The sequence below is a fragment of the Limosilactobacillus antri DSM 16041 genome, assembly GCF_000160835.1.
Taxonomy (GTDB): domain Bacteria; phylum Bacillota; class Bacilli; order Lactobacillales; family Lactobacillaceae; genus Limosilactobacillus; species Limosilactobacillus antri.
The window spans coordinates 224,223-241,670 of the sequence record NZ_GG700732.1; the positions used below are offsets into that span (position 1 = coordinate 224,223).

At 45.4% G+C, this 17,448-nt stretch carries 17 protein-coding genes and 2 pseudogenes; 13 read left to right on the forward strand and 6 right to left on the reverse strand.

Annotated features, from left to right (window positions below; genetic code table 11):
• Nucleotides 1–132 precede the first annotated feature (132 nt).
• The 7 genes from HMPREF0494_RS01085 to HMPREF0494_RS01110 all read left to right on the forward strand — a co-directional run bounded on the left by HMPREF0494_RS01085 (nucleotide 133) and on the right by HMPREF0494_RS01110 (nucleotide 6,386).
• Nucleotides 133–813, forward strand: coding sequence for a response regulator transcription factor (locus HMPREF0494_RS01085; RefSeq protein ID WP_007123053.1), 681 nt, complete (start codon nucleotides 133–135; stop codon nucleotides 811–813).
• Complete coding sequence (locus HMPREF0494_RS01090) at nucleotides 810–2,147, forward strand: sensor histidine kinase (RefSeq protein ID WP_007123054.1); 1,338 nt, start codon at nucleotides 810–812, stop codon at nucleotides 2,145–2,147. The genes HMPREF0494_RS01085 and HMPREF0494_RS01090 overlap by 4 nt, the downstream gene beginning before the upstream one ends.
• A 103-nt stretch (nucleotides 2,148–2,250) precedes the next feature.
• Nucleotides 2,251–2,895 (forward strand): PepSY domain-containing protein, encoded by a 645-nt coding sequence (locus tag HMPREF0494_RS01095; protein ID WP_007123055.1) that lies wholly within the window; start codon nucleotides 2,251–2,253, stop codon nucleotides 2,893–2,895.
• A gap of 340 nt (nucleotides 2,896–3,235) precedes the next feature.
• Nucleotides 3,236–4,147 (forward strand): hypothetical protein, encoded by a 912-nt coding sequence (locus tag HMPREF0494_RS01100; RefSeq protein ID WP_007123056.1) that lies wholly within the window; start codon nucleotides 3,236–3,238, stop codon nucleotides 4,145–4,147.
• A gap of 69 nt (nucleotides 4,148–4,216) precedes the next feature.
• A complete protein-coding gene (locus tag HMPREF0494_RS11555) occupies nucleotides 4,217–4,408 on the forward strand; it encodes a hypothetical protein (protein ID WP_007123057.1) in 192 nt (63 codons plus the stop codon).
• Between the two features lie 110 nt (nucleotides 4,409–4,518).
• Entirely contained in the window at nucleotides 4,519–5,373 is an 855-nt protein-coding gene (locus HMPREF0494_RS01105) for an alpha/beta hydrolase (RefSeq protein ID WP_007123058.1), read from the forward strand.
• 110 nt (nucleotides 5,374–5,483) lie between these two features.
• Nucleotides 5,484–6,386, forward strand: coding sequence for a DMT family transporter (locus HMPREF0494_RS01110; RefSeq protein WP_007123059.1), 903 nt, complete (start codon nucleotides 5,484–5,486; stop codon nucleotides 6,384–6,386).
• Here the strand turns inward: HMPREF0494_RS01110 and HMPREF0494_RS01115 are convergent.
• A complete protein-coding gene (locus tag HMPREF0494_RS01115) occupies nucleotides 6,383–6,703 on the reverse strand; it encodes a DMT family transporter (RefSeq protein WP_040458633.1) in 321 nt (106 codons plus the stop codon). The two genes, HMPREF0494_RS01110 and HMPREF0494_RS01115, sit on opposite strands and share 4 nt — an antisense overlap.
• A 240-nt stretch (nucleotides 6,704–6,943) precedes the next feature.
• On the opposite strand from HMPREF0494_RS01115, the gene HMPREF0494_RS01120 reads away from it, so the two are divergent.
• The 3 genes and pseudogenes from HMPREF0494_RS01120 (at nucleotide 6,944) to HMPREF0494_RS11435 (ending at nucleotide 8,925) form a co-directional block, all read left to right on the forward strand.
• Entirely contained in the window at nucleotides 6,944–7,594 is a 651-nt protein-coding gene (locus HMPREF0494_RS01120) for a glucose-6-phosphate 1-dehydrogenase family protein (protein ID WP_040458739.1), read from the forward strand.
• A gap of 98 nt (nucleotides 7,595–7,692) precedes the next feature.
• A pseudogene (locus HMPREF0494_RS01125) lies at nucleotides 7,693–8,630 on the forward strand (aldo/keto reductase).
• 28 nt (nucleotides 8,631–8,658) lie between these two features.
• Nucleotides 8,659–8,925: a hypothetical protein gene (locus tag HMPREF0494_RS11435; protein WP_040458634.1), complete on the forward strand. Its 267-nt coding sequence runs from the start codon at nucleotides 8,659–8,661 to the stop codon at nucleotides 8,923–8,925.
• Nucleotides 8,926–9,121: 196 nt separating this feature from the next.
• On the opposite strand, the pseudogene HMPREF0494_RS10870 reads toward HMPREF0494_RS11435, so the two are convergent.
• Nucleotides 9,122–10,353: pseudogene (locus HMPREF0494_RS10870) on the reverse strand (IS4 family transposase).
• A 479-nt stretch (nucleotides 10,354–10,832) separates the two neighbouring features.
• Between HMPREF0494_RS10870 and moaA the strand changes: the two are divergent.
• Both moaA and HMPREF0494_RS01150 read left to right on the forward strand, forming a co-directional pair.
• On the forward strand, nucleotides 10,833–11,831 hold the full coding sequence (moaA, locus tag HMPREF0494_RS01145; protein ID WP_040458635.1) for a GTP 3',8-cyclase MoaA: 999 nt from the start codon (nucleotides 10,833–10,835) through the stop codon (nucleotides 11,829–11,831).
• Between the two features lie 4 nt (nucleotides 11,832–11,835).
• Entirely contained in the window at nucleotides 11,836–12,174 is a 339-nt protein-coding gene (locus tag HMPREF0494_RS01150; RefSeq protein ID WP_007123069.1) for a metal-sulfur cluster assembly factor, read from the forward strand.
• 64 nt (nucleotides 12,175–12,238) lie between these two features.
• Here HMPREF0494_RS01150 and moaC read toward each other — a convergent pair whose 3' ends face one another.
• The 3 genes from moaC to HMPREF0494_RS01165 form a co-directional block, all read right to left on the reverse strand.
• A complete protein-coding gene (moaC, locus tag HMPREF0494_RS01155; protein ID WP_007123070.1) occupies nucleotides 12,239–12,727 on the reverse strand; it encodes a cyclic pyranopterin monophosphate synthase MoaC in 489 nt (162 codons plus the stop codon).
• A 36-nt stretch (nucleotides 12,728–12,763) separates the two neighbouring features.
• Nucleotides 12,764–12,907, reverse strand: a complete 144-nt coding sequence (locus HMPREF0494_RS11710; protein WP_007123071.1) for a LacI family DNA-binding transcriptional regulator — start codon at nucleotides 12,905–12,907, stop codon at nucleotides 12,764–12,766.
• A 118-nt stretch (nucleotides 12,908–13,025) separates the two neighbouring features.
• On the reverse strand, nucleotides 13,026–13,946 hold the full coding sequence (locus HMPREF0494_RS01165; protein WP_007123072.1) for an IS30 family transposase: 921 nt from the start codon (nucleotides 13,944–13,946) through the stop codon (nucleotides 13,026–13,028).
• A gap of 232 nt (nucleotides 13,947–14,178) precedes the next feature.
• Between HMPREF0494_RS01165 and HMPREF0494_RS01170 the strand changes: the two genes are divergently transcribed.
• Entirely contained in the window at nucleotides 14,179–16,857 is a 2,679-nt protein-coding gene (locus HMPREF0494_RS01170; RefSeq protein WP_050759630.1) for a mucin-binding protein, read from the forward strand.
• Nucleotides 16,858–16,942: 85 nt separating this feature from the next.
• On the opposite strand, the gene HMPREF0494_RS01175 is transcribed toward HMPREF0494_RS01170, so the two are convergent.
• Nucleotides 16,943–17,448: ISL3 family transposase (locus HMPREF0494_RS01175; protein ID WP_007123076.1), on the reverse strand; the 506-nt coding region annotated here is incomplete at its 5' end.

The following is a 17,448-nucleotide window of genomic DNA, read 5'->3' on the forward strand; positions in this document are numbered from 1 at the left end:
CCCCAATTCAGGATTTTTTATTAAGCTTGCTACCCGATTAAGATAAAAGCGGGATAAACAATAGAACTTTCCCCATGAAAAAGCTTATAATTGGTTTAATAGTTTACTAAGGTTAGAAGTGAGGAAAAAGGGATGCAAAAAGTAAAAATTCTATTGGTAGAAGACGAAGAGAGCCTTGCCAGTTTTATGATTACGGAACTGGAGCTAGAAGGCTATGAGGTAATTTGGGCGAAAGACGGGCGGGAAGCCCTCACGTTATTTGAAAAAACGCACGTTACCTTAATCCTGCTTGACTGGATGTTGCCCGGCTACGATGGCTTGACGGTCCTACGACGGATTCGGCAAACTAGTGATGTTCCGGTGATTATGATTACTGCCCGAAGCCAAACTGCCGACATCCGGCTGGCCTTGGACCAGGGGCTCGACGATTACATTACCAAGCCGTTTGAAATTGAAGAACTGCTTGCCCGAATCAGGGTGATCTTGCGCCGGATAAACCGGGAGCAAACACTCCCCGGGGGATATGCTTTTGGTCCGTTTAATTTGGACCTGTTAAGGCACCGGTTCTCGGTGGCTGGCCGTGAGATTCATTTAACCCCGAAAGAGTTCGCCCTGATGGCCGCGTTGATGAAGGATCCTGGCATTGTCAAAAGCCGTGATGACCTGCTTAACCAGATTTGGGGGTATGACTTTGCCGGGCAGACGAATACGGTCGATGTTTATATCCGTGCGCTACGCAATAAGTTAGGCGACTACCGGAACTTAATTAGAACCGTTCGGGGAGTTGGCTACGTCTTAGGTGAACAATCATGAGCACCCGCCATTCCATCACCGCGGCTGGTCAGTTAACCCGGTTTTTCCTGACCCTCTTTATTGCCATCTTACTCGTTGTCAACCTGCTCTTTATCGTTAATGCTAGTAACTTGATCTACCGGTATGCTGATGACCAGGCCGATGAAGTTATTGAAACAATCGAAAAGGACTGGGCCAGCAGCGCCAACCGGGAAAAACTCTTAGAGGCATACGTTGCCCGGCAGGACGACGATGCGATTGAAATTGATGACCACCAGCAGAAGTACCAGACACATAAAGCCCATAAAATTTTTAAACGAACTAGCAAGGCGGCGGTTAAGATTAAAAATCTCCGGATCACCCGGCACGGGATTTATTACCTCAGGCAGGGGAAGCTGGATGGGGGACGAATTAAGGTGGCAATTAATGTTGACGACTTGGTTCAGCTAACTGGCTGGCTGCTGGGCCTGACCATCATTATTAACTTCGTTGTGATTATCCTATCAATCCCGCTGATTCGCCACTTAGCCCACCGCTGGACGAAGCCATTAACTGCTTTAAGCCAGCAGACGAATAAGATTAACCCGCAGAGCAACCAGCTGCAGGTATTAACCGTTCCTGAACAACCGCGGGAGGTCCAAACCGTTGCCCAATCGTTCAATGACTTATTGGAACGGCAATTTAAGGCGCTTCAGCGGGAGAAGGAGTTTATTGCGAATGCCTCCCATGAACTGAAGACCCCCCTGGCTGGAATTTTGGGTCATGTGAACCTGATTAAACGCCACGGGGATGACCATCCCGAGTTAATTGCAAAATCGCTTGGCTATATTGACCAGGAAGCCCACCGGATGCAGCGGTTAGTAAGCGAACTTTTGCTGCTGGAAGGTCATCAGGGACAGAAGCTAGTGACGTCAACCGACCTGCCCTCCATTGTCAAAGCAGAAGTTAACTCATTACGGGGAAGCTACCAGCGCCATTTCATGACCGACCTGCCTGCGCAGTTGACCTATCAAATCAGCCATGGTGACTGGCAAAGCCTCGTTCATAATCTGGTTGATAATGCTGCCAAATATTCGCCGGCCGGTTCAACGATTGGTATTAGTCTAAGGGCAACGCCTAAAGAAGTTATTTTGCGGGTTGCTGACCAGGGGAAGGGAATTGCTGAAGAAAATCGGGCCAAGATTTTTGAACGCTTTTACCGGGAAGATGAATCCCACGCCAGTCAAATCCCCGGTTCTGGAATCGGACTATCAATTGTCAAAATGATTATTGATAAATACCATGGTCAGATAACCGTTCAAGCTAATCAGCCCCAGGGAACGGTGGTTACGGTTTCCTTCCCAGTCCAAAAATGAAGATTTCTTCATCATAGTTTTACCTAATTTTGGTTATTATTTGCCGGCATTCCCCTAAAATATAAGTATCAAATGATACAACAATTTACGAGGAGTGAAGGAAATGACTGAAAAAGTGAATAAGGATCAGAAGAACCTCCCAACTGCGCCAGAGAGCAAACGGAAGAAACACCCGAAATGGTCAAAGAAGTTAATCATAACTGCTTGTATTTGTGTTGGCCTATTAGTTGGCGCTGGGGCAACATACGGGGTAATGGAAAGCCATGAGCATGGTGGCTTGGTTGAGGCAGTCCACCATCAAAAGGCCAATAAGGCCGACATTAAGGTTGACCAGCAGGCTGCGATTGATAAGTTCCACCAAAAATACAAGGGTAAGCAGATTAATGAAGTTGAATTAGAGGCTGATCACGGTCAGTATGTATACAAGGTTAAGGGCTTTGATAAGACCAACGAATATAAGGTAAAGGTCAACGCTAAGGACGGCAAAGTGATTTCTAACAAGAAGGAGAAATTGGAAGCTGGCGAGAAGAAGTACCAGCTCGCCCCGGAGAAGGCCATTAGCCGTGCCGAAGCCAGTTCAATTGCGGAAAAGGCGGCCAAAAAGGGTTCCAGTGTTGAATGGAAACTAGAACAAACGGGTAAAGATAAGAGTGTTTGGGAAGTTAAGGTTGCTAGCGGCAGCCAAGAGAAAGAAGTAACGATCAACGCTAGTTCAAAGAAAGTTTTAAGTGTTGAAAACGACCACTAGGGGATGGGGAGTGAGCCGGAACTAGCTTGCCTAGTTTGTTGTCCCACCTCCGTCGTCGTGCAACCCCGGCCGACGCGCAGCTAGTCTTTAAGAGAGCACAAATGGAGGTTTAGAGTTCGGCTTTGCTGAGCTTTAGACCTCCATTTGTGTACCGCACTGTTCGTGTTTTAACTGAGTTAATTCCCGGCCTCCTTTTTCGTCTTGGAAAGGGTAGTTACGACCATACTTCCAGCGTGTCGCGGTCAACTGATATTAATGGCATTAAAGAGGAGGAAAATTTCCGTCCTCTTTTTTACGAACTAGGCTTATACTAGGTAAGTAATAAAATTGGAGGTACCTCATGAAAAAGAAACGACGATTTGTCGACTGGGCAACTTGGTTTAACGAGCGGCCATTTATCAACATCGTGCAGCAGACGATGATTATCCTCTTTCCCGTGGCCTTAATCGGGTCATTTGCCTGGATGATTAGCGACACTTTGCTGGCTAGCAACGGCTTTTTGGCCAGCATTTTTCGGGTTCGCCAGTGGTTACCCCACCTGCAGTTCTGGCGGCAGCTGTTTAATGACGTTACTCTGGCAACCATTGGCCTGGCATCGCCATACGCGGCCTTTACGAGCGCCACGCTGACCACTTATCATTACAGGCGGCCCAACATTATCGCCGGGTTAACGGCCGTGGCGTCCTACTTCCTGATTTTCCTGCATAGTGGGCGGGGGACGCAGACGGTTGATATGCGGTACTACAACGCCGGTTGGCTGATCGTGGCCACCCTGCTGGGCTATGCGATCGGTCTGCTCTTTGTTAAGTGGGGACGTGAATTTCGGATTGCTAATATCCGGTCCAGCGACCAGCAGTTAATGAGCAGGAGCCTGGGAAACCTGCCATTGGTGGCGGCGACCCTTGGCGGGGCCTTCCTGCTCCACCTCGGCTACGCCCTCTTGCGGGTCTTTAACTTCGACGTTACCGCCAACCAGGTCGTAACGGCGCTGATTAGCAAAAATAGTAATTACTTATTAAACGTCTTCCTATCGGCCATCAATACCGTTTCGGTCTGGCTGGGGTTTGCGGAGCCAATCCGCCTGTCCACCGGGGCCTACAATAACGAGGTGACCAGCAACCTGGTCTATGCATTGACCCATAAGACCCTGGTTAACGTCCCGTACCCGTTTACGCCCTCGTCACTCTACAACGGCTTTGCTAACTTTGGCGGGATTGGGGTGACCTTGGCCCTGGTGATCGGGATTCTGTAGGTTGGCCGGCGGAAGAACCAGCAGACGGTTGCCATCTGGAGCGCCCTACCTGCGATCTTCAATACTAGTTTGCCAATCTTATTTGGCGCCCAGGTCTTCCTCAACCCGTTCTTTGTCCTGCCGTTTGTCTTTTTACCAGTGATCAACATGGTGATCGCTAGCGGCTTTATCTTCCTGCACATGATCCCGCCGATCGTCTACCCGGTGCCCAACGGTACGCCGGGGATCCTCATCCCGTTTATCGGAACGGGGGGCGATTAGCGGGCACTGGCGGTTTCGATTACTCTGCTGATCCTGGATATTGTCGTCTACATCCCCTTTATCAAGTGGGCGTTTAAACTCGAGCAACGGCGGAAAGGAGGAGTTGCAAAATGCAAATGACTAAACGGCGCAAGTGGATCGTTGCGGTCTTCGTGGGCATTTTTGCGGTCCTGACCTTCTTCTCCTACTGCTGGTCACGGCAGAGCGTTGATACGCTTCAGCGGCGGCAGCAGTCGCGGATGTCACCGGTAATTATGATTCCCGGCAGCAGCGCCACCGTGAACCGCTTCGATACCCTGGTGGCTAAGATCAACCGGATGGACCACCGCAACCATAGTTTGCTAAAGGTGAAGGTGTATAACGATGGCAAAATCACCTACACCGGCCAGGTTCGCCAGAATGACAACGAGCCGTTTATCGTTGTTGGTTTTGAAAATAACCACGATGGCTATAACAACATCAAGAAACAGGCCAAAATGTTCAAGGCCGCCTTTAGCCAGTTGAAGGTCCGGTATAACTTTAACAACTTCAAGGGAATCGGCCACTCTAACGGTGGGCTGGTTTACACCTATTTCTTGGAGCACTACTTTAACGAACGGCAGATCAAGATTAAGCGGCTGATGACGATCGGAACGCCGTACAACTTTGCCGAACCGGCTAACCGGCGGACGCAGATGCTGACCGACTTTATTAAGTACCGCAAGCAGCTGCCGAGCAACCTGACGATGTATTCGGTGGCTGGATCGGAGAACTACGTCGAGGACGGTCTGGTCCCGCTCAGCAGTGTCATGGCCGGTAAGTACATCTACCAGGGAGTTGTCAAGCACTATACCCAGGTAACGGTAACCGGCAAGCTGGCCCAGCATTCAGCCCTGCCCCAAAACCAGGAGGTCCTGGATTTGATTCAGCGGCATATCCTTAACCACCATAAAGATAAGCAGCAGCGGCCGAATAACTTAAGATAATTAGAAACAGGATGACGGGTAAAAAAACTGTTATCCTGTTTTTAGGAAGCTGGCATGAGTGCTAATGATCGTGTCCATCAAGAATTCAATTAAAAGTTAGGGGCAAAGTAATGAAAATTAGTAAAAAACAAGCTGCCCTGCTCCTTTTGCTGGCAACTATTTTGTGGGGGAGCAGTTATATTTTTCTTAAACAGGCAACGGAATCGGGGATGCATTCGGGATTGATTAACGCCTGCCGGGGGACAATCAGTGCCTTATTTGGCTACTTGCTGTTTCACCGGCAGATCAACCACATGACCCCGCAGGATATTAAGCTCGGTGCTTTGATTGGGGCTAGTGAATACCTGGCCTACTATTTACAGACTGCCGGATTACGGTATACTACTCCCGCAAAAAGTTCATTTATTACGGCCCTGTATGTTATCATCGCGCCGTTAATCCTTTGGTTATTCTGGCATGAGCGTCCGCTGCGCAAAACGTATTTTGCAATTGCACTAGCGATTATCGGGATGGCTATCCTGACTAACATTGGTCAAAATAGCTTGCACCTTCAGTATGGCGACTTGCTGACCCTAATTGCGACGATTTTTTGGGCCTTGGAAATTATTTTCTTTAGTAAATTTTCGGCGCGGTTTTCTAGTACCTGGGTTGTCCTTTTTATGGTTAGTTCTTGGCAAGCTACTTATGGTTGGCTAACCGTTTTAGTAGGCGAACGTTCAACATTAGGCCAGGTTCACTGGGCGAAAGCATTGCTCCCAATTATCATTTTGGCAATTGTGATTACTTTTCTCGGTCAGGCGATGCAAATTACTGGCCAGATGCACACCGATACGGTTTCGGCCAGTTTAATCTTAATGATGGAATCGTTCTTCGCGGCCGTGCTATCCGTTCTCCTTGGTTACGATGCAGTCACTCCGCGGTTAGTGGTTGGGGGAGCACTTTTAATACTAGCAAGCGCAATCATGCAAGTTGATTTGAAAAGTCTGTTCTTGTTATGGAAAAAGAAGCGTTAGTGATTAGTCGTTAGCTTAATACCGATAAGACCGATAACTAGCAGGATGACGAACAACCATGTGCTAGGTGACAGGTGATCATGGAATAAAGCAACCCCGACGATAATTGAACCGACAGCCCCAATTCCCGTCCAGACGGGATAGGCGAGGCTTAATGGTAAATGTTTAGAAGCCAAAATTAACCCGGCAAACGAGATCACCATTCCGATAATGGTCAGGATTGAATATGAAAGAATCGAGAAGCCATTGCTGAGCTTCATTGCCGTCGCCCAAACCACTTCAAAAATTCCCGCAATTAATAAGTAGATCCATGCCATGATTATTTCCTCCTCAAATAAAAAATGCCGAACAAGCAGCGTTTTCTTCAACGACCTAACGAAAACGTTGGTTATTCGGCTTCCCCGGTGGGAACTCATGTATTTACCCGTTAGCATAGCAAAATTCCTACCTGATGGCAAGCAGCTGCCGATTCCGCAAAAAATACAATTATGCTATGATGATTCCGAGGTGATTTGATGAAGGAGCAAATTGGAAAAGCACGGCGACAGGGCACGTCAATGACCGCCTTAACTGAAGAAATGTATGCCATCTTTGACCAGCCGGAGTTCTCTTTCAAAAAGATCAAGGAACAGCGGACGCCCGCTGAGGTTGACCAATTAAAAGCTAAGTTTAAAAGTGTTTGGCAAACTTGGAAGCAGGTGCAGCAGAACGTGGCGAAAGAGCTGCCAGCGGGCAAGTTTGCTAATGCCCACGTTGAAAGCTGGACGAATGGCTGGAACCTGCGTGACCACTATTGGGCCGCTTACCGTCTGGCCCGGCTGGCGGGTGCCAACCCCTGTATTGGGGTGATGCTGGACCGCAAGCAGTTCCAGGTTTACCTGATGTTTCAACACTACAAGAGTGCCCAGCGGACCGGGACGGCGGCCGAGTATAATCAGCTGCTGGCACAGATTCCGTTATGGGCGGCCGGAATCGATCCCGCTCACTGGTACCTGTGGGATAAAGATGAGATGGAGTTTGCCGACCATTTATCACTAGCAGAGTACCTTAATGACCAGGGAAAACAGCAGACTTTTAATAACACAGCTGCGCAGACGAGTTTTCTCCTAGGCAAGTTTGCCTTTCGGGGCCGGGATGCCGTTGCCGACATGGAAGATTATATTTTAGCGACCATTAGTGATTTGCTACCACTCTACGAGCAGCTTTAATATTTACTTTTTAGATCGATCGCTATCGACGATAAGCATTTAACATTGCCCGGCGCCGTCCTTATACTGAAACTAGCAAGCAGTTAGGAGGGCGGCAAATGAAATACAGTCATATTCCGGGAACGGCGATCAGGATTTCCAAGCTAGCGGTCGGAGGGATGAGCTTCGGGATTCCGGCGGTGAAAACCTACCGCTGGATCCTGGATGAGGAACAGACCGACAAGATGGTGCGGCACGCTCTCGACCTGGGGATCAATTTCTTTGACACCACCAACGTCTATGGTGCCGGAACGAGTGAAGAGTTTATTGGCCGGGCGCTCCGTAAGCACGGGGTTCCCCGGGACCAGGTGGCAATTGCCAGCAAGGTCTACTTTAACGACGGCTGCCTCTCCAAGGAAGCTATCAACCGGGAAATTGACGGAACCCTGAAACGGCTCGGGACCGACTACCTGGACCTCTACATCATTCACCGGTTCACGCGATCGGGGCGTCCGCCATGTACGGCTACCAGTTCCAGAATATGCAGCACGTCGCGGCGCAACACGGCTGGCACCGGTTCGTCGCGATGGAGAACTACTACAACCTCCTGTACCGGGAAGACGAATGGGAACTGATCCCAATCTGCAAGCAGGATGGGGTGATGCTGATGCCGTACAGTCCCTTAGCTGGCGGACACCTAGCGCGACCAACCTGGAACAGCTCATCAAAACGGAGCCAAGTCGATACTTCGGCCCGGTCTAAGTACGACTACGCTGAACAGCAGGACCTGCCAATCATCAAACGGGTGGCGGAACTAGCGTCAAGCCACCAGGTTAAGATGTCGCAAATTGCGCTGGTCTGGCGGTGGGCGAAGGGGGGTACGGCCCCGATCGTCGGGACAACGAAGGAACGATACCTCGACGACGCGGCCCAGACCACTGAGATCAGGTTGACGCCAGAAGAGGTCGCCTACCTTGATGAACCCTACACCGCCCATGAAATCGTCGGCGCCTTGGACAGCAATCCGGTGGGCCTCCTGCCTAAGGATGTTAAATAGCAGCATAATTATGTGCGAGGTGAGTGTGATGAATTATAAAGCTGTTAAGGCGCGGAAGCAAGGTACTTCAATGACCTTAACCGTCCCCGCTCAATTTAAGGTCTGCGAAAATGCTTTATTTGAACCAAAGTTGTTGGATGATGAGACAATTCAGTATCGTCCAATTGTAAACTCAGCTGATATTGAACATGATCGGCGCATGATTGAAGAATCTTTTGAGGATGATCGACTCCTTACCGAAGAAGATATGAAGAAACGCTTTGGGAAATACGGCTGGGGACAAGATGAAGATTAAATATACGCCAAACTTTGCTTCTTCCTTGGAAAAGATTATTTTATATTGGCAAGACACATTGAAATTGTCGCCGGTAAAGATTCAGCAATTTACTTCGCATATTGATAAAAAGATTAAATTAATTAGCTAAAACTTGAAAGTACTCAAAAGGGCCAAAGCCCATGCCAGCTCTGGCTTTTCTTTAATAAAATTAGTTTCAAACGGCTGCTTGAAGAATGGTTTGAACATTATGCGGTAAATAAGCTATGAATTGATTAATTGTTTGATCGATGAAGTCTACTTCCTGTGACTGTAATGTCTTCAATAGGTAGACCAATGCCTCAATAAATTTAACTTCTGGCAAGCTATCATTCATCAGATAGAATAAGTCACCAAGTGTCCGATCGTCTTTATTAAGCCGCAAGTATTGTTTGGCAGTCTTGAAATAAGTTTCAATTGACCACCGCCGACTATATAATTGGATGATCTGTTGGGGTGTCAGTTTAGGATTAGTTGATGCTAAAACTAAATATTGATTCTTAACACCTTTTTTAGCGACGAAAACAACTTTCATTGGGAAATGGTGGCCTTGAAATTCAGCCTCAACGACACTGCTATAAAAATACTGTTTACCTTGCGGACGTTTAGAATGAAGCAGGCGTAAATATAAGGCCTTAATACTATAAGCCCGTCCCCGATAGCGATAATATACTTTAGAACTGCGCTTAAGCATCGCCACACTATCTAATCCTAGTTGCTTAAGGCGCCAGAACATCTGTGGAGAACTATACCAGCTATCAAATAAGACGTATTTAGCTGATACACCAAAATTAAGTGCTTGCTTGATTAACTCCAGAACTACTTCATTCATTTTACGTTGCGCCTGAGAACGACGTTGACCAGCGATCGTCCGTTGATTAGTCGTACTGGATTTAGTACCAACGAGATTAGTCTTCTTCTTGGTTGACATTAAGGCCAAGGTGACTGGTAAGAAGGTATTGCCATCACTCCTCGATAGCCGGTTGAATATTTGTGTTGGTCATGATCATAGATTTTCGCCAATAATTTGGTTTTAGTCGAGTACGGTCGCTCAATTGGGGCATCGTCAACGATTAAAGCTAACCGTCGCCGTTTATCAATAAATGGGGTAAGAATTGAAGCCATCTTGATGGTCACCAGACATAGTAATTTCTGCCAGTTAATCCGACCATCGTTCAGAACATTTCTAACCGTACGTGAACTAAACAACTGGCTAGGCTGTGCTCGATAGAAAGAACGACGACTAAAGGCAACTTCAAACAGCCAAGTAATAATGGCGGTCAAAGGAATAGTAGAGTGGCGTTTAAAGTTAATCCGCTTACTGAGCTGACCTAGACCAATTGCGCTGATAAAAGAAGAAATTAGGTTTTTAGTATCGTGCGCTGCCCGGATTTGAGTTATACTTTTTATTGTGCAAGACTCCCTTTCTACTTGTTTTTGGCGATTTAAGTATAACGCGAGAGTTCTTGCGTTTTCTATTTTTATAGTGAGGAAGCTCAGGATCACGGCCAATTACCGTAATTCTGGGCTTTCAAGTTTCAGATGATTTTTATCGCCCACCCGCATAGCAGGTGGTTTTTGTTTCGCACACTCGCTTCGTTCGCGTACTCAACTAGGTCTAAAGACATTAATCAAAAACTGAAGCACCTTGGACTAATAAATATGTCCAAGACACTCCAGTCAATTCAAAAGTGACTAAGTTGTCGAACCGCCGTATACGAAACCGTACGTACGGTGATGTGAGAGGTCGTTAATTGAATTAATCAATTATTTCCTACTCGATTTAACGATGCAAAATAAAATTCAGGGAAAAAGCCAATTTAATCATCTCGTAGGATCATTAATAATTAATATAGGTAGATGTTATTAAGATAATGAGGTGGATATTAATGGAGCAGCTTTATGATCATTTTCAACGAAAAATTGATTATCTCCGGCTTTCGATAACTGACAGGTGTAACTTACGGTGTGTTTATTGTATGCCCGCGGCCGGATTAGACTTTTTCTCCCAAGATAAAATTATGAGTCAGGACGAGATTGTCCGATTAGTCCAAAATTTTGCCCGATTAGGGGTTACAAAGGTGCGTTTGACCGGTGGCGAGCCATTGCTGCGGAGGGATTTAGCTACGATTATCTACCGAATTCGGCAAATTCCAGAAATAACTGATATTTCAGCTACAACTAACGGTACCGCCCTTAAGTACCAAGCAAAAGACCTTAAAGAAGCAGGATTAGATCGGCTGAATATTTCATTAGATACCTTTGACCCTGAGGTTTATAAGAAAATGACCCGTGGTGGTAATATTAAGCACGTTCTTCAAGGAATTGCGGCAGCTGAGCGGGAAAACTTTAAAATCATCAAGATCAACACAGTCGTCGTCCGGGGAGAAAACGATCAGGAGATAATGGACTTTATCAACTACACGAAGGATCATAAAATTAATGTGCGCTTTATTGAGTATATGCCTATTGGTCAAGAGATTAGTGATTGGCAACAGGAATATGTGCCATTAACGCACATATTTGATGAATGTCGCCGGGCCGGACTTAAATATTCACCGTTAACGTTACCGGGTAATGGGCCTGCAGATAACTACCAGATTGCCGGCTACCAGGGAAGCTTTGGGCTAATTCACCCCATCTCTGAACGGTTCTGCAAGTCGTGTGATCGAATTAGAATTACTGCAGATGGATACGTTAAAGCCTGTTTATATTGGAACGAAGAGCTAAATATTCGTCCAATGATAAATGATTTTACGGCGTTTAAACACGTTGTTCAAAGGGCGTTAGACAATAAGCCACTCAATCACCAGATGGCGATGAAAAATCCCCAGCAGATTATTAGCCCCGCGCCGACCTGGCGGCATATGAGTCAGATTGGTGGTTAGCATTATGGCAGCAGATCAAAATACTGGCGCACCATTTTCACCGGTTGAAAATCGGGTCATGACCGCTTTGCAATCTGTAATTGATCCAGAGTTAGGCATCGATATTGTTAACTTAGGATTGATTTATGATGTTCATGTTAATAAACAATGTTTATGTGTGATTACGATGACGTTAACTACCATGGGATGTCCGGTTAGCAGTATGTTAAGTCAGCAAATAATTGAACAAACCCTTGCGGTCAAAGGGGTCAACAAGTGTAAGATTGATCTCGTTTGGCAGCCGCGGTGGAATCAAGATATGATGACCCGCTACGCAAAGATTGCCCTTGGCATTCACTCGTAGTAAGTAATGAAAAGAGGACCACAAGTATCTAAAATTGCATCTTGGTGGTCCCTTTTTTTATAGACTAGTTATCTGGTTGAGCAAAAATGAAGTGGCCACTCTTGCCACCGTCTTTTTCGACTAGGTGAACATTACCAATAACCATTCCCCGGTCAATTGCTTTACACATGTCATAAATTGTTAATAAGGCGGTTTGAATAGCTAATAGTGCTTCAATTTCTACGCCGGTGACATGCTTCGTCTTAACTACTGCATCAGCAGTAATCGTATCATGACCATTGTCATGAAAATGAATGTCGACCCCGGTCAAAGGAATCAAGTGGCACATGGGGATTAGTTCGGCGGTCCGTTTTGCCGCCATAATTCCGGCCACTTGGGCGACGGCCAGAACGTCGCCTTTTTTAATGTGGCCAGCGGTAATTTGCTGGAGGGTAGTCGGGTGCATATGAATCTGACCGGTTGCCCGAGCCAAGCGCGCCGTCACCTTTTTAGCGGTCACGTCAACCATGCGGGCCCGGTCCTGGTCATTAAAGTGGGTAAGCTTATCTGCCATAATTATTGTTACTCCTTTTAGTAATTGATTGAGAAGTTAAATTGAGGGGCGAAAGACAGTTTCAACGGGCAAAAGCATTGTGCCGCTTGCGGAATAGTGGCCATTAATAATCCGTGAAACTGTTGTAACGGAAACGCCGGCCGCTTTAGCAACGTCGTCAATGGTTACATGCTGGCTCATTTTTCATCATCCTTAAAAGTTACTATTACTAGGATACCATTAGATGGCGGGGAAACTGCAATAGATTTTAAGTAGTAAATAAAAATAATCCCGAATTGTCAACTCAAGTGCAACATGGCTATGAAGCTAAATATTGATGAAAACATTGTTGAGCGGTGTGGTAGTAAAGAAGTTTGCGGGGCTTGGTATTGATAGCTTGGACTGCTTGGTGGAGGTAGAGAAGGGATTGCTTAATGGGTTGGCCCTTGGGAATAAAGCGTCGCAAAACTCGGTTACGGTTCTCATTACTACCGCGTTCATGTGGTGAATAAGCATGGGCAAAATAAACCTGAGTACCAGTTTGCCGTTCAATTGTCTGATAGTTAGCGAACTCTTTACCATGATCCACGGTAAGCGTCTTGAGCTTGTCTTGAAGTTGACTAGCTAGTTCAAGTACGGCTTGAGTCATGGACTGACTGTCGCGACTATGGAGCCGTTTAACAATTGTCAGGCGACTCTTACGCTCCACAAAAGCAGCCACAGCTTGACCTTTACGTTTGCCAGAAGGTACGGTATCAGCTTCAAAGTGGCCAAATTCCTGGCGAGTTTCGATTTTATGAGGACGCTCCTCAATTGAGCGGCCGTGACTGAACGTACCACGCTTTTCTTTAGCACGATGACGACGAATTCCATGATCAGGCAAATCGGGCAGCTGTACATCAAGCCATCCTTGATCAATCCAGTTATAGACCGTCTTGTAGGCAATCCCAACCACATGGGCAACTTGTTCAGGGGACCACTTCTGGACTTGAATCTTTTCCTCGACCAAGTGTTTAAGGTTTTTAGTGAGCGAAGACTTCCGCCCCCGTTGACTAACCTTGCGTTCAAAGTCAGTTTGCGCTAGCTCAGCCTGATACTCACCATTTAGTCGGTGAAGTTCGTTAAAGATCGTGGTCTTACTAAAGCCTAAGTAGTTAGCGATATATCGCAAGGAACGTCCTTCATTATGAAGCGTTTCAATGACAACACGGTTCTGGAATGATAAAATAGTGGTGCCCATTAAGGTCCTTCTTTCTAATGGAATGTTGTGGTAACACCATTAAAGACCTTGATGGGTTTTTCTGTCCACTTAAATGTTCAACTTAAATTTTACAATCTGCCTTGATGATAAATATAATTTTACTTATAATGAACGATGGATAGGTTTGATTGACAGGCAAGTCCTATTTGTAGAAACAGTTAATGATTACTGACAATGAAAAGTTAATTTAGTAGTCAAAAGGAGGGTTTTGATGTTATCGAAAAATAATAATCGTGAGCTTCAACGAAAGATAGATGATAGGCAAGATCGTTTTACATTGCGTAAACTTTCAATTGGGGTTGCCTCTATCTTACTTGGTTCTTTTATTATGGGAACCCAGTTGTCGCAAACGGCTTATGCTTCTAATGACAATGGTACAGCAATTACTGAAACAACGCCCCAGGCAAGTTTACCAGGGAGCAATGATGCGTCAAATCAATCTAGCGCGGTTGAAAGTGCTAGTGCCCCAGTAAGCGCAAGTTCTAACCAAAATAATCAGGTGCATACAGCAAGTGGGGAAGTTACAGCTACTTCTAACAGTTCTAGCTCAATAAATTCCTCATCAGTAGCTAATAAAACAGCAACTGCTAGCAGTCAATCATCTCAAATGAGCGCTGGGTTAACTAATAATAACCCAAGTTTGATGCCCGTGATGGCTGCAAGTGGATCTAATGACTCTTTTCATAATTCCCAAGTGTCATTAAATACTCAACAAGCAAGTATTACAGATGCGCCAGGTTATCCTAATACCAATGGAATAATACCTCAAAATCAATATATTATTGATCAATTCCATTTAACTAATGGTCAATTAACCAATAATGCGTATACGCCTTTAAATATGGTAATTACTTTAGCTACTAATCGTAATGAGCCAGGAGGAATCTTAAATTACTATATTACAAACGACCAATATACGCAGCAGTATAGTAATGGGACAATAAATATTGGGGAGATGCAAAGCTATGAAGGGCCATATCAAGGTTCTAAAATTGATATTTATAATTTTGGGAAGAATGGAATAAGTATTAATGAACTTAATAATAATTACGGCTTAGCTTTTACATTTGGTTATGGAAAGTACCAGGCTCTTATCAAAGAGAATCCTAATCCTTATGCTGCAGATAGTGTATCTAATGCGTGGGGAGATATAATGCCGAAAAAAGTAACTCAAACTATTAAATATGTAAACGAAAAAACAGGAGAAGAAATATCGGGAATACAGCCTTACACACAAACGGGACTCACAGGACAGGTATATTCAGCTGAAAAAAACGACCAAATAGTTATTAAGGGTTATTATTTGATTAATAGTAGTCGTGCTAATGGAACTATTTCACAATTTTATGATGGAGGAACCTACACAAATGAGTGGGTAAGTGCAAGCGGACAATTAATAAAAGAGGTATGGCACCAAATTTCACAAAATGGGTTGATGCAATGTGATATTTATATTAATGGTCAGCAGCAATATGATCCTAATAATTTAAAAGGAATTGTTTATCCTTCAAGTCAAAGCTCACTTGGCCCAACATCTTTGAGTATTCAAAATGGTAATTATGTCTTTCCAAATCCTTATGTAGAACAGACACAAAACATTGAATTAAAATATTTGCCATTAGGGAAAATTATTCCAGTTTTACCGAATGGAGAAGTAATACCAAACGCACCGCAACCGCAATATCAGAATAATCCTAATGATCCAACCGGGGTTAAACCGGATGAGCCAGTTCCTGCTATTCCTGGTTATACTCCGCAAGAACAAACGGTTACGCCAGAAGATCCTGGAAAAGATACGCAGGTTATTTATACGCCAATTCAGCAGGGATCAATCACTGTGATCGTTCATGATGTAACGGATAATGTCAACTTGCCGCAATACGGTAAGAGCAGTGGTGAACAAGATGTGGGGACTGGCTTTACCTATGATAAGAATACTGTAATTACAGACCTTGAAAACAAGGGTTATAAAGTTCTTAATCCAGACGCTGTAATTCCAACGACAATTAGTAAAGGTGCCCAAAACATTGTGATTAATGTTGAACACGAGCTTGTGCCTGTAACGCCAGAAAATCCAGGACAACCAGGTCAGCCAATCAATCCGAACGATCCAAACGGTCCAAAGTGGCCAGACGGGACCGCTAAGAATGACTTGGAGGCAACTGGAACTCAGACCATTCACTACGTTGGGGCTGGTGACCAGACGCCGGCTAACAATGTTCAGCACTTTACCTTTACTAAGAGTGCCGTGGTTGATAAGGTAACTGGTAAGATTGTTAGTGAAACTGACTGGAACGTCGCTAGCCACACCTTTGGCAATGTTGACACGCCAGTAGTAGCGGGCTATCACGCAGACAAGACCGTTGCTGGTGGTGCAACCATTACCCCTGATGACTTGAATAAGGTGGTTACGGTAACGTACACGCCAAATGGTCATATTATTCCAGTCGGTCCGGATGGGAAGCCATTGCCAAATGTTCCACAACCGCAATACCCAACGAACCCAAATAATTCAACTGAAGTGACGCCGAATGAACCAGTACCGGAAATTCCAGGATATACACCAAATGTTTCAACAGTAACTCCTGAGAATCCGGGTGAAAATACTCCAGTAGTTTACACGCCAAACGAAAAACCAATGACGCCAACTACAACACCAGCTGGAAATGGTAATATTCCTACTAATGGACAAACTACTTCTTCAGCAGGCAGTTCAGTTAGCATAAGCAATGTAAACAACGCTAATGCCACCACACCAGTAGCACAAAAACAAGTTGCTCAATTACCGCAAACTGGCAATGAACAATTAAAGCATGAAGGAATCTTAGGCTTACTTGCCTTAGGAGTTGCAGGCTTATTGGCATTTGGTAAAAAGCGTCGTAAAGAATAATTAATTTATTGTTTGTCACATCGAATAAGTGAAAAAAGCCGGCTCTTCGTCAAGAAGTACTGATGAGAAAATCGAATAAGTTTTGTTAAGCAACTCGTGTCTGGACTTTGGCACGGGCTGTTTGCTTGTTCTTCCGGTTAATGGCGATATAAGTGTTAAGAAGCGCAAGCAATATCCGGATTCTGAAATTGGCAAAGTTTCTGAATCCATAAGCCACTCGCTTGATGACCTTGATCTTATTGTTGGTTCCTTCAACGGGACCATTAGTGTAGCCCTCATACTTAAAGCTATGCAGAATCTCTTTCTTGTGTTGGCGTAATGTCCGCTGTACCTTTTGCAGGGGCTGCGGAAGCACCGTTAGCTTGGTAGTAAGCAATTGGTTCAGTTGACTGCGACTCCGCCGACTGACAGCGAAGATTAAGTCCTGGTAGTAGCGGTAAGCCTGCTGGAGGTCCTCATCAAAGCTGAGGAGACGATGAATGACTTCGACATCGGTCAATTGGGCATAGCTGAAGTTGGCCCGCCGCCAGTAGTTATCGTATTTTAGCTCACTAGCTGGGGTTAGGATGAGCTTCCAGAAGTGTTTCAGCG

Excerpts from the sequence above, each read along its gene's own strand:
- HMPREF0494_RS01095 (WP_007123055.1), top strand. The coding sequence starts at position 2,251 with ATGACTGAAAAAGTGAATAAGGATCAGAAGAACCTCCCAACTGCGCCA.
- HMPREF0494_RS01110 (WP_007123059.1), top strand. The coding sequence starts at position 5,484 with ATGAAAATTAGTAAAAAACAAGCTGCCCTGCTCCTTTTGCTGGCAACT.
- HMPREF0494_RS01165 (WP_007123072.1), bottom strand. The coding sequence starts at position 13,946 with ATGGGCACCACTATTTTATCATTCCAGAACCGTGTTGTCATTGAAACG.
- HMPREF0494_RS01120 (WP_040458739.1), top strand. The coding sequence starts at position 6,944 with ATGACCGCCTTAACTGAAGAAATGTATGCCATCTTTGACCAGCCGGAG.
- HMPREF0494_RS11435 (WP_040458634.1), top strand. The coding sequence starts at position 8,659 with ATGAATTATAAAGCTGTTAAGGCGCGGAAGCAAGGTACTTCAATGACC.
- HMPREF0494_RS01085 (WP_007123053.1), top strand. The coding sequence starts at position 133 with ATGCAAAAAGTAAAAATTCTATTGGTAGAAGACGAAGAGAGCCTTGCC.
- HMPREF0494_RS01105 (WP_007123058.1), top strand. The coding sequence starts at position 4,519 with ATGCAAATGACTAAACGGCGCAAGTGGATCGTTGCGGTCTTCGTGGGC.
- HMPREF0494_RS01150 (WP_007123069.1), top strand. The coding sequence starts at position 11,836 with ATGGCAGCAGATCAAAATACTGGCGCACCATTTTCACCGGTTGAAAAT.
- HMPREF0494_RS01090 (WP_007123054.1), top strand. The coding sequence starts at position 810 with ATGAGCACCCGCCATTCCATCACCGCGGCTGGTCAGTTAACCCGGTTT.
- moaA (WP_040458635.1), top strand. The coding sequence starts at position 10,833 with ATGGAGCAGCTTTATGATCATTTTCAACGAAAAATTGATTATCTCCGG.
- HMPREF0494_RS01170 (WP_050759630.1), top strand. The coding sequence starts at position 14,179 with ATGTTATCGAAAAATAATAATCGTGAGCTTCAACGAAAGATAGATGAT.
- moaC (WP_007123070.1), bottom strand. The coding sequence starts at position 12,727 with ATGGCAGATAAGCTTACCCACTTTAATGACCAGGACCGGGCCCGCATG.
- HMPREF0494_RS01115 (WP_040458633.1), bottom strand. The coding sequence starts at position 6,703 with ATGGCATGGATCTACTTATTAATTGCGGGAATTTTTGAAGTGGTTTGG.
- HMPREF0494_RS11710 (WP_007123071.1), bottom strand. The coding sequence starts at position 12,907 with ATGAGCCAGCATGTAACCATTGACGACGTTGCTAAAGCGGCCGGCGTT.
- HMPREF0494_RS01100 (WP_007123056.1), top strand. The coding sequence starts at position 3,236 with ATGAAAAAGAAACGACGATTTGTCGACTGGGCAACTTGGTTTAACGAG.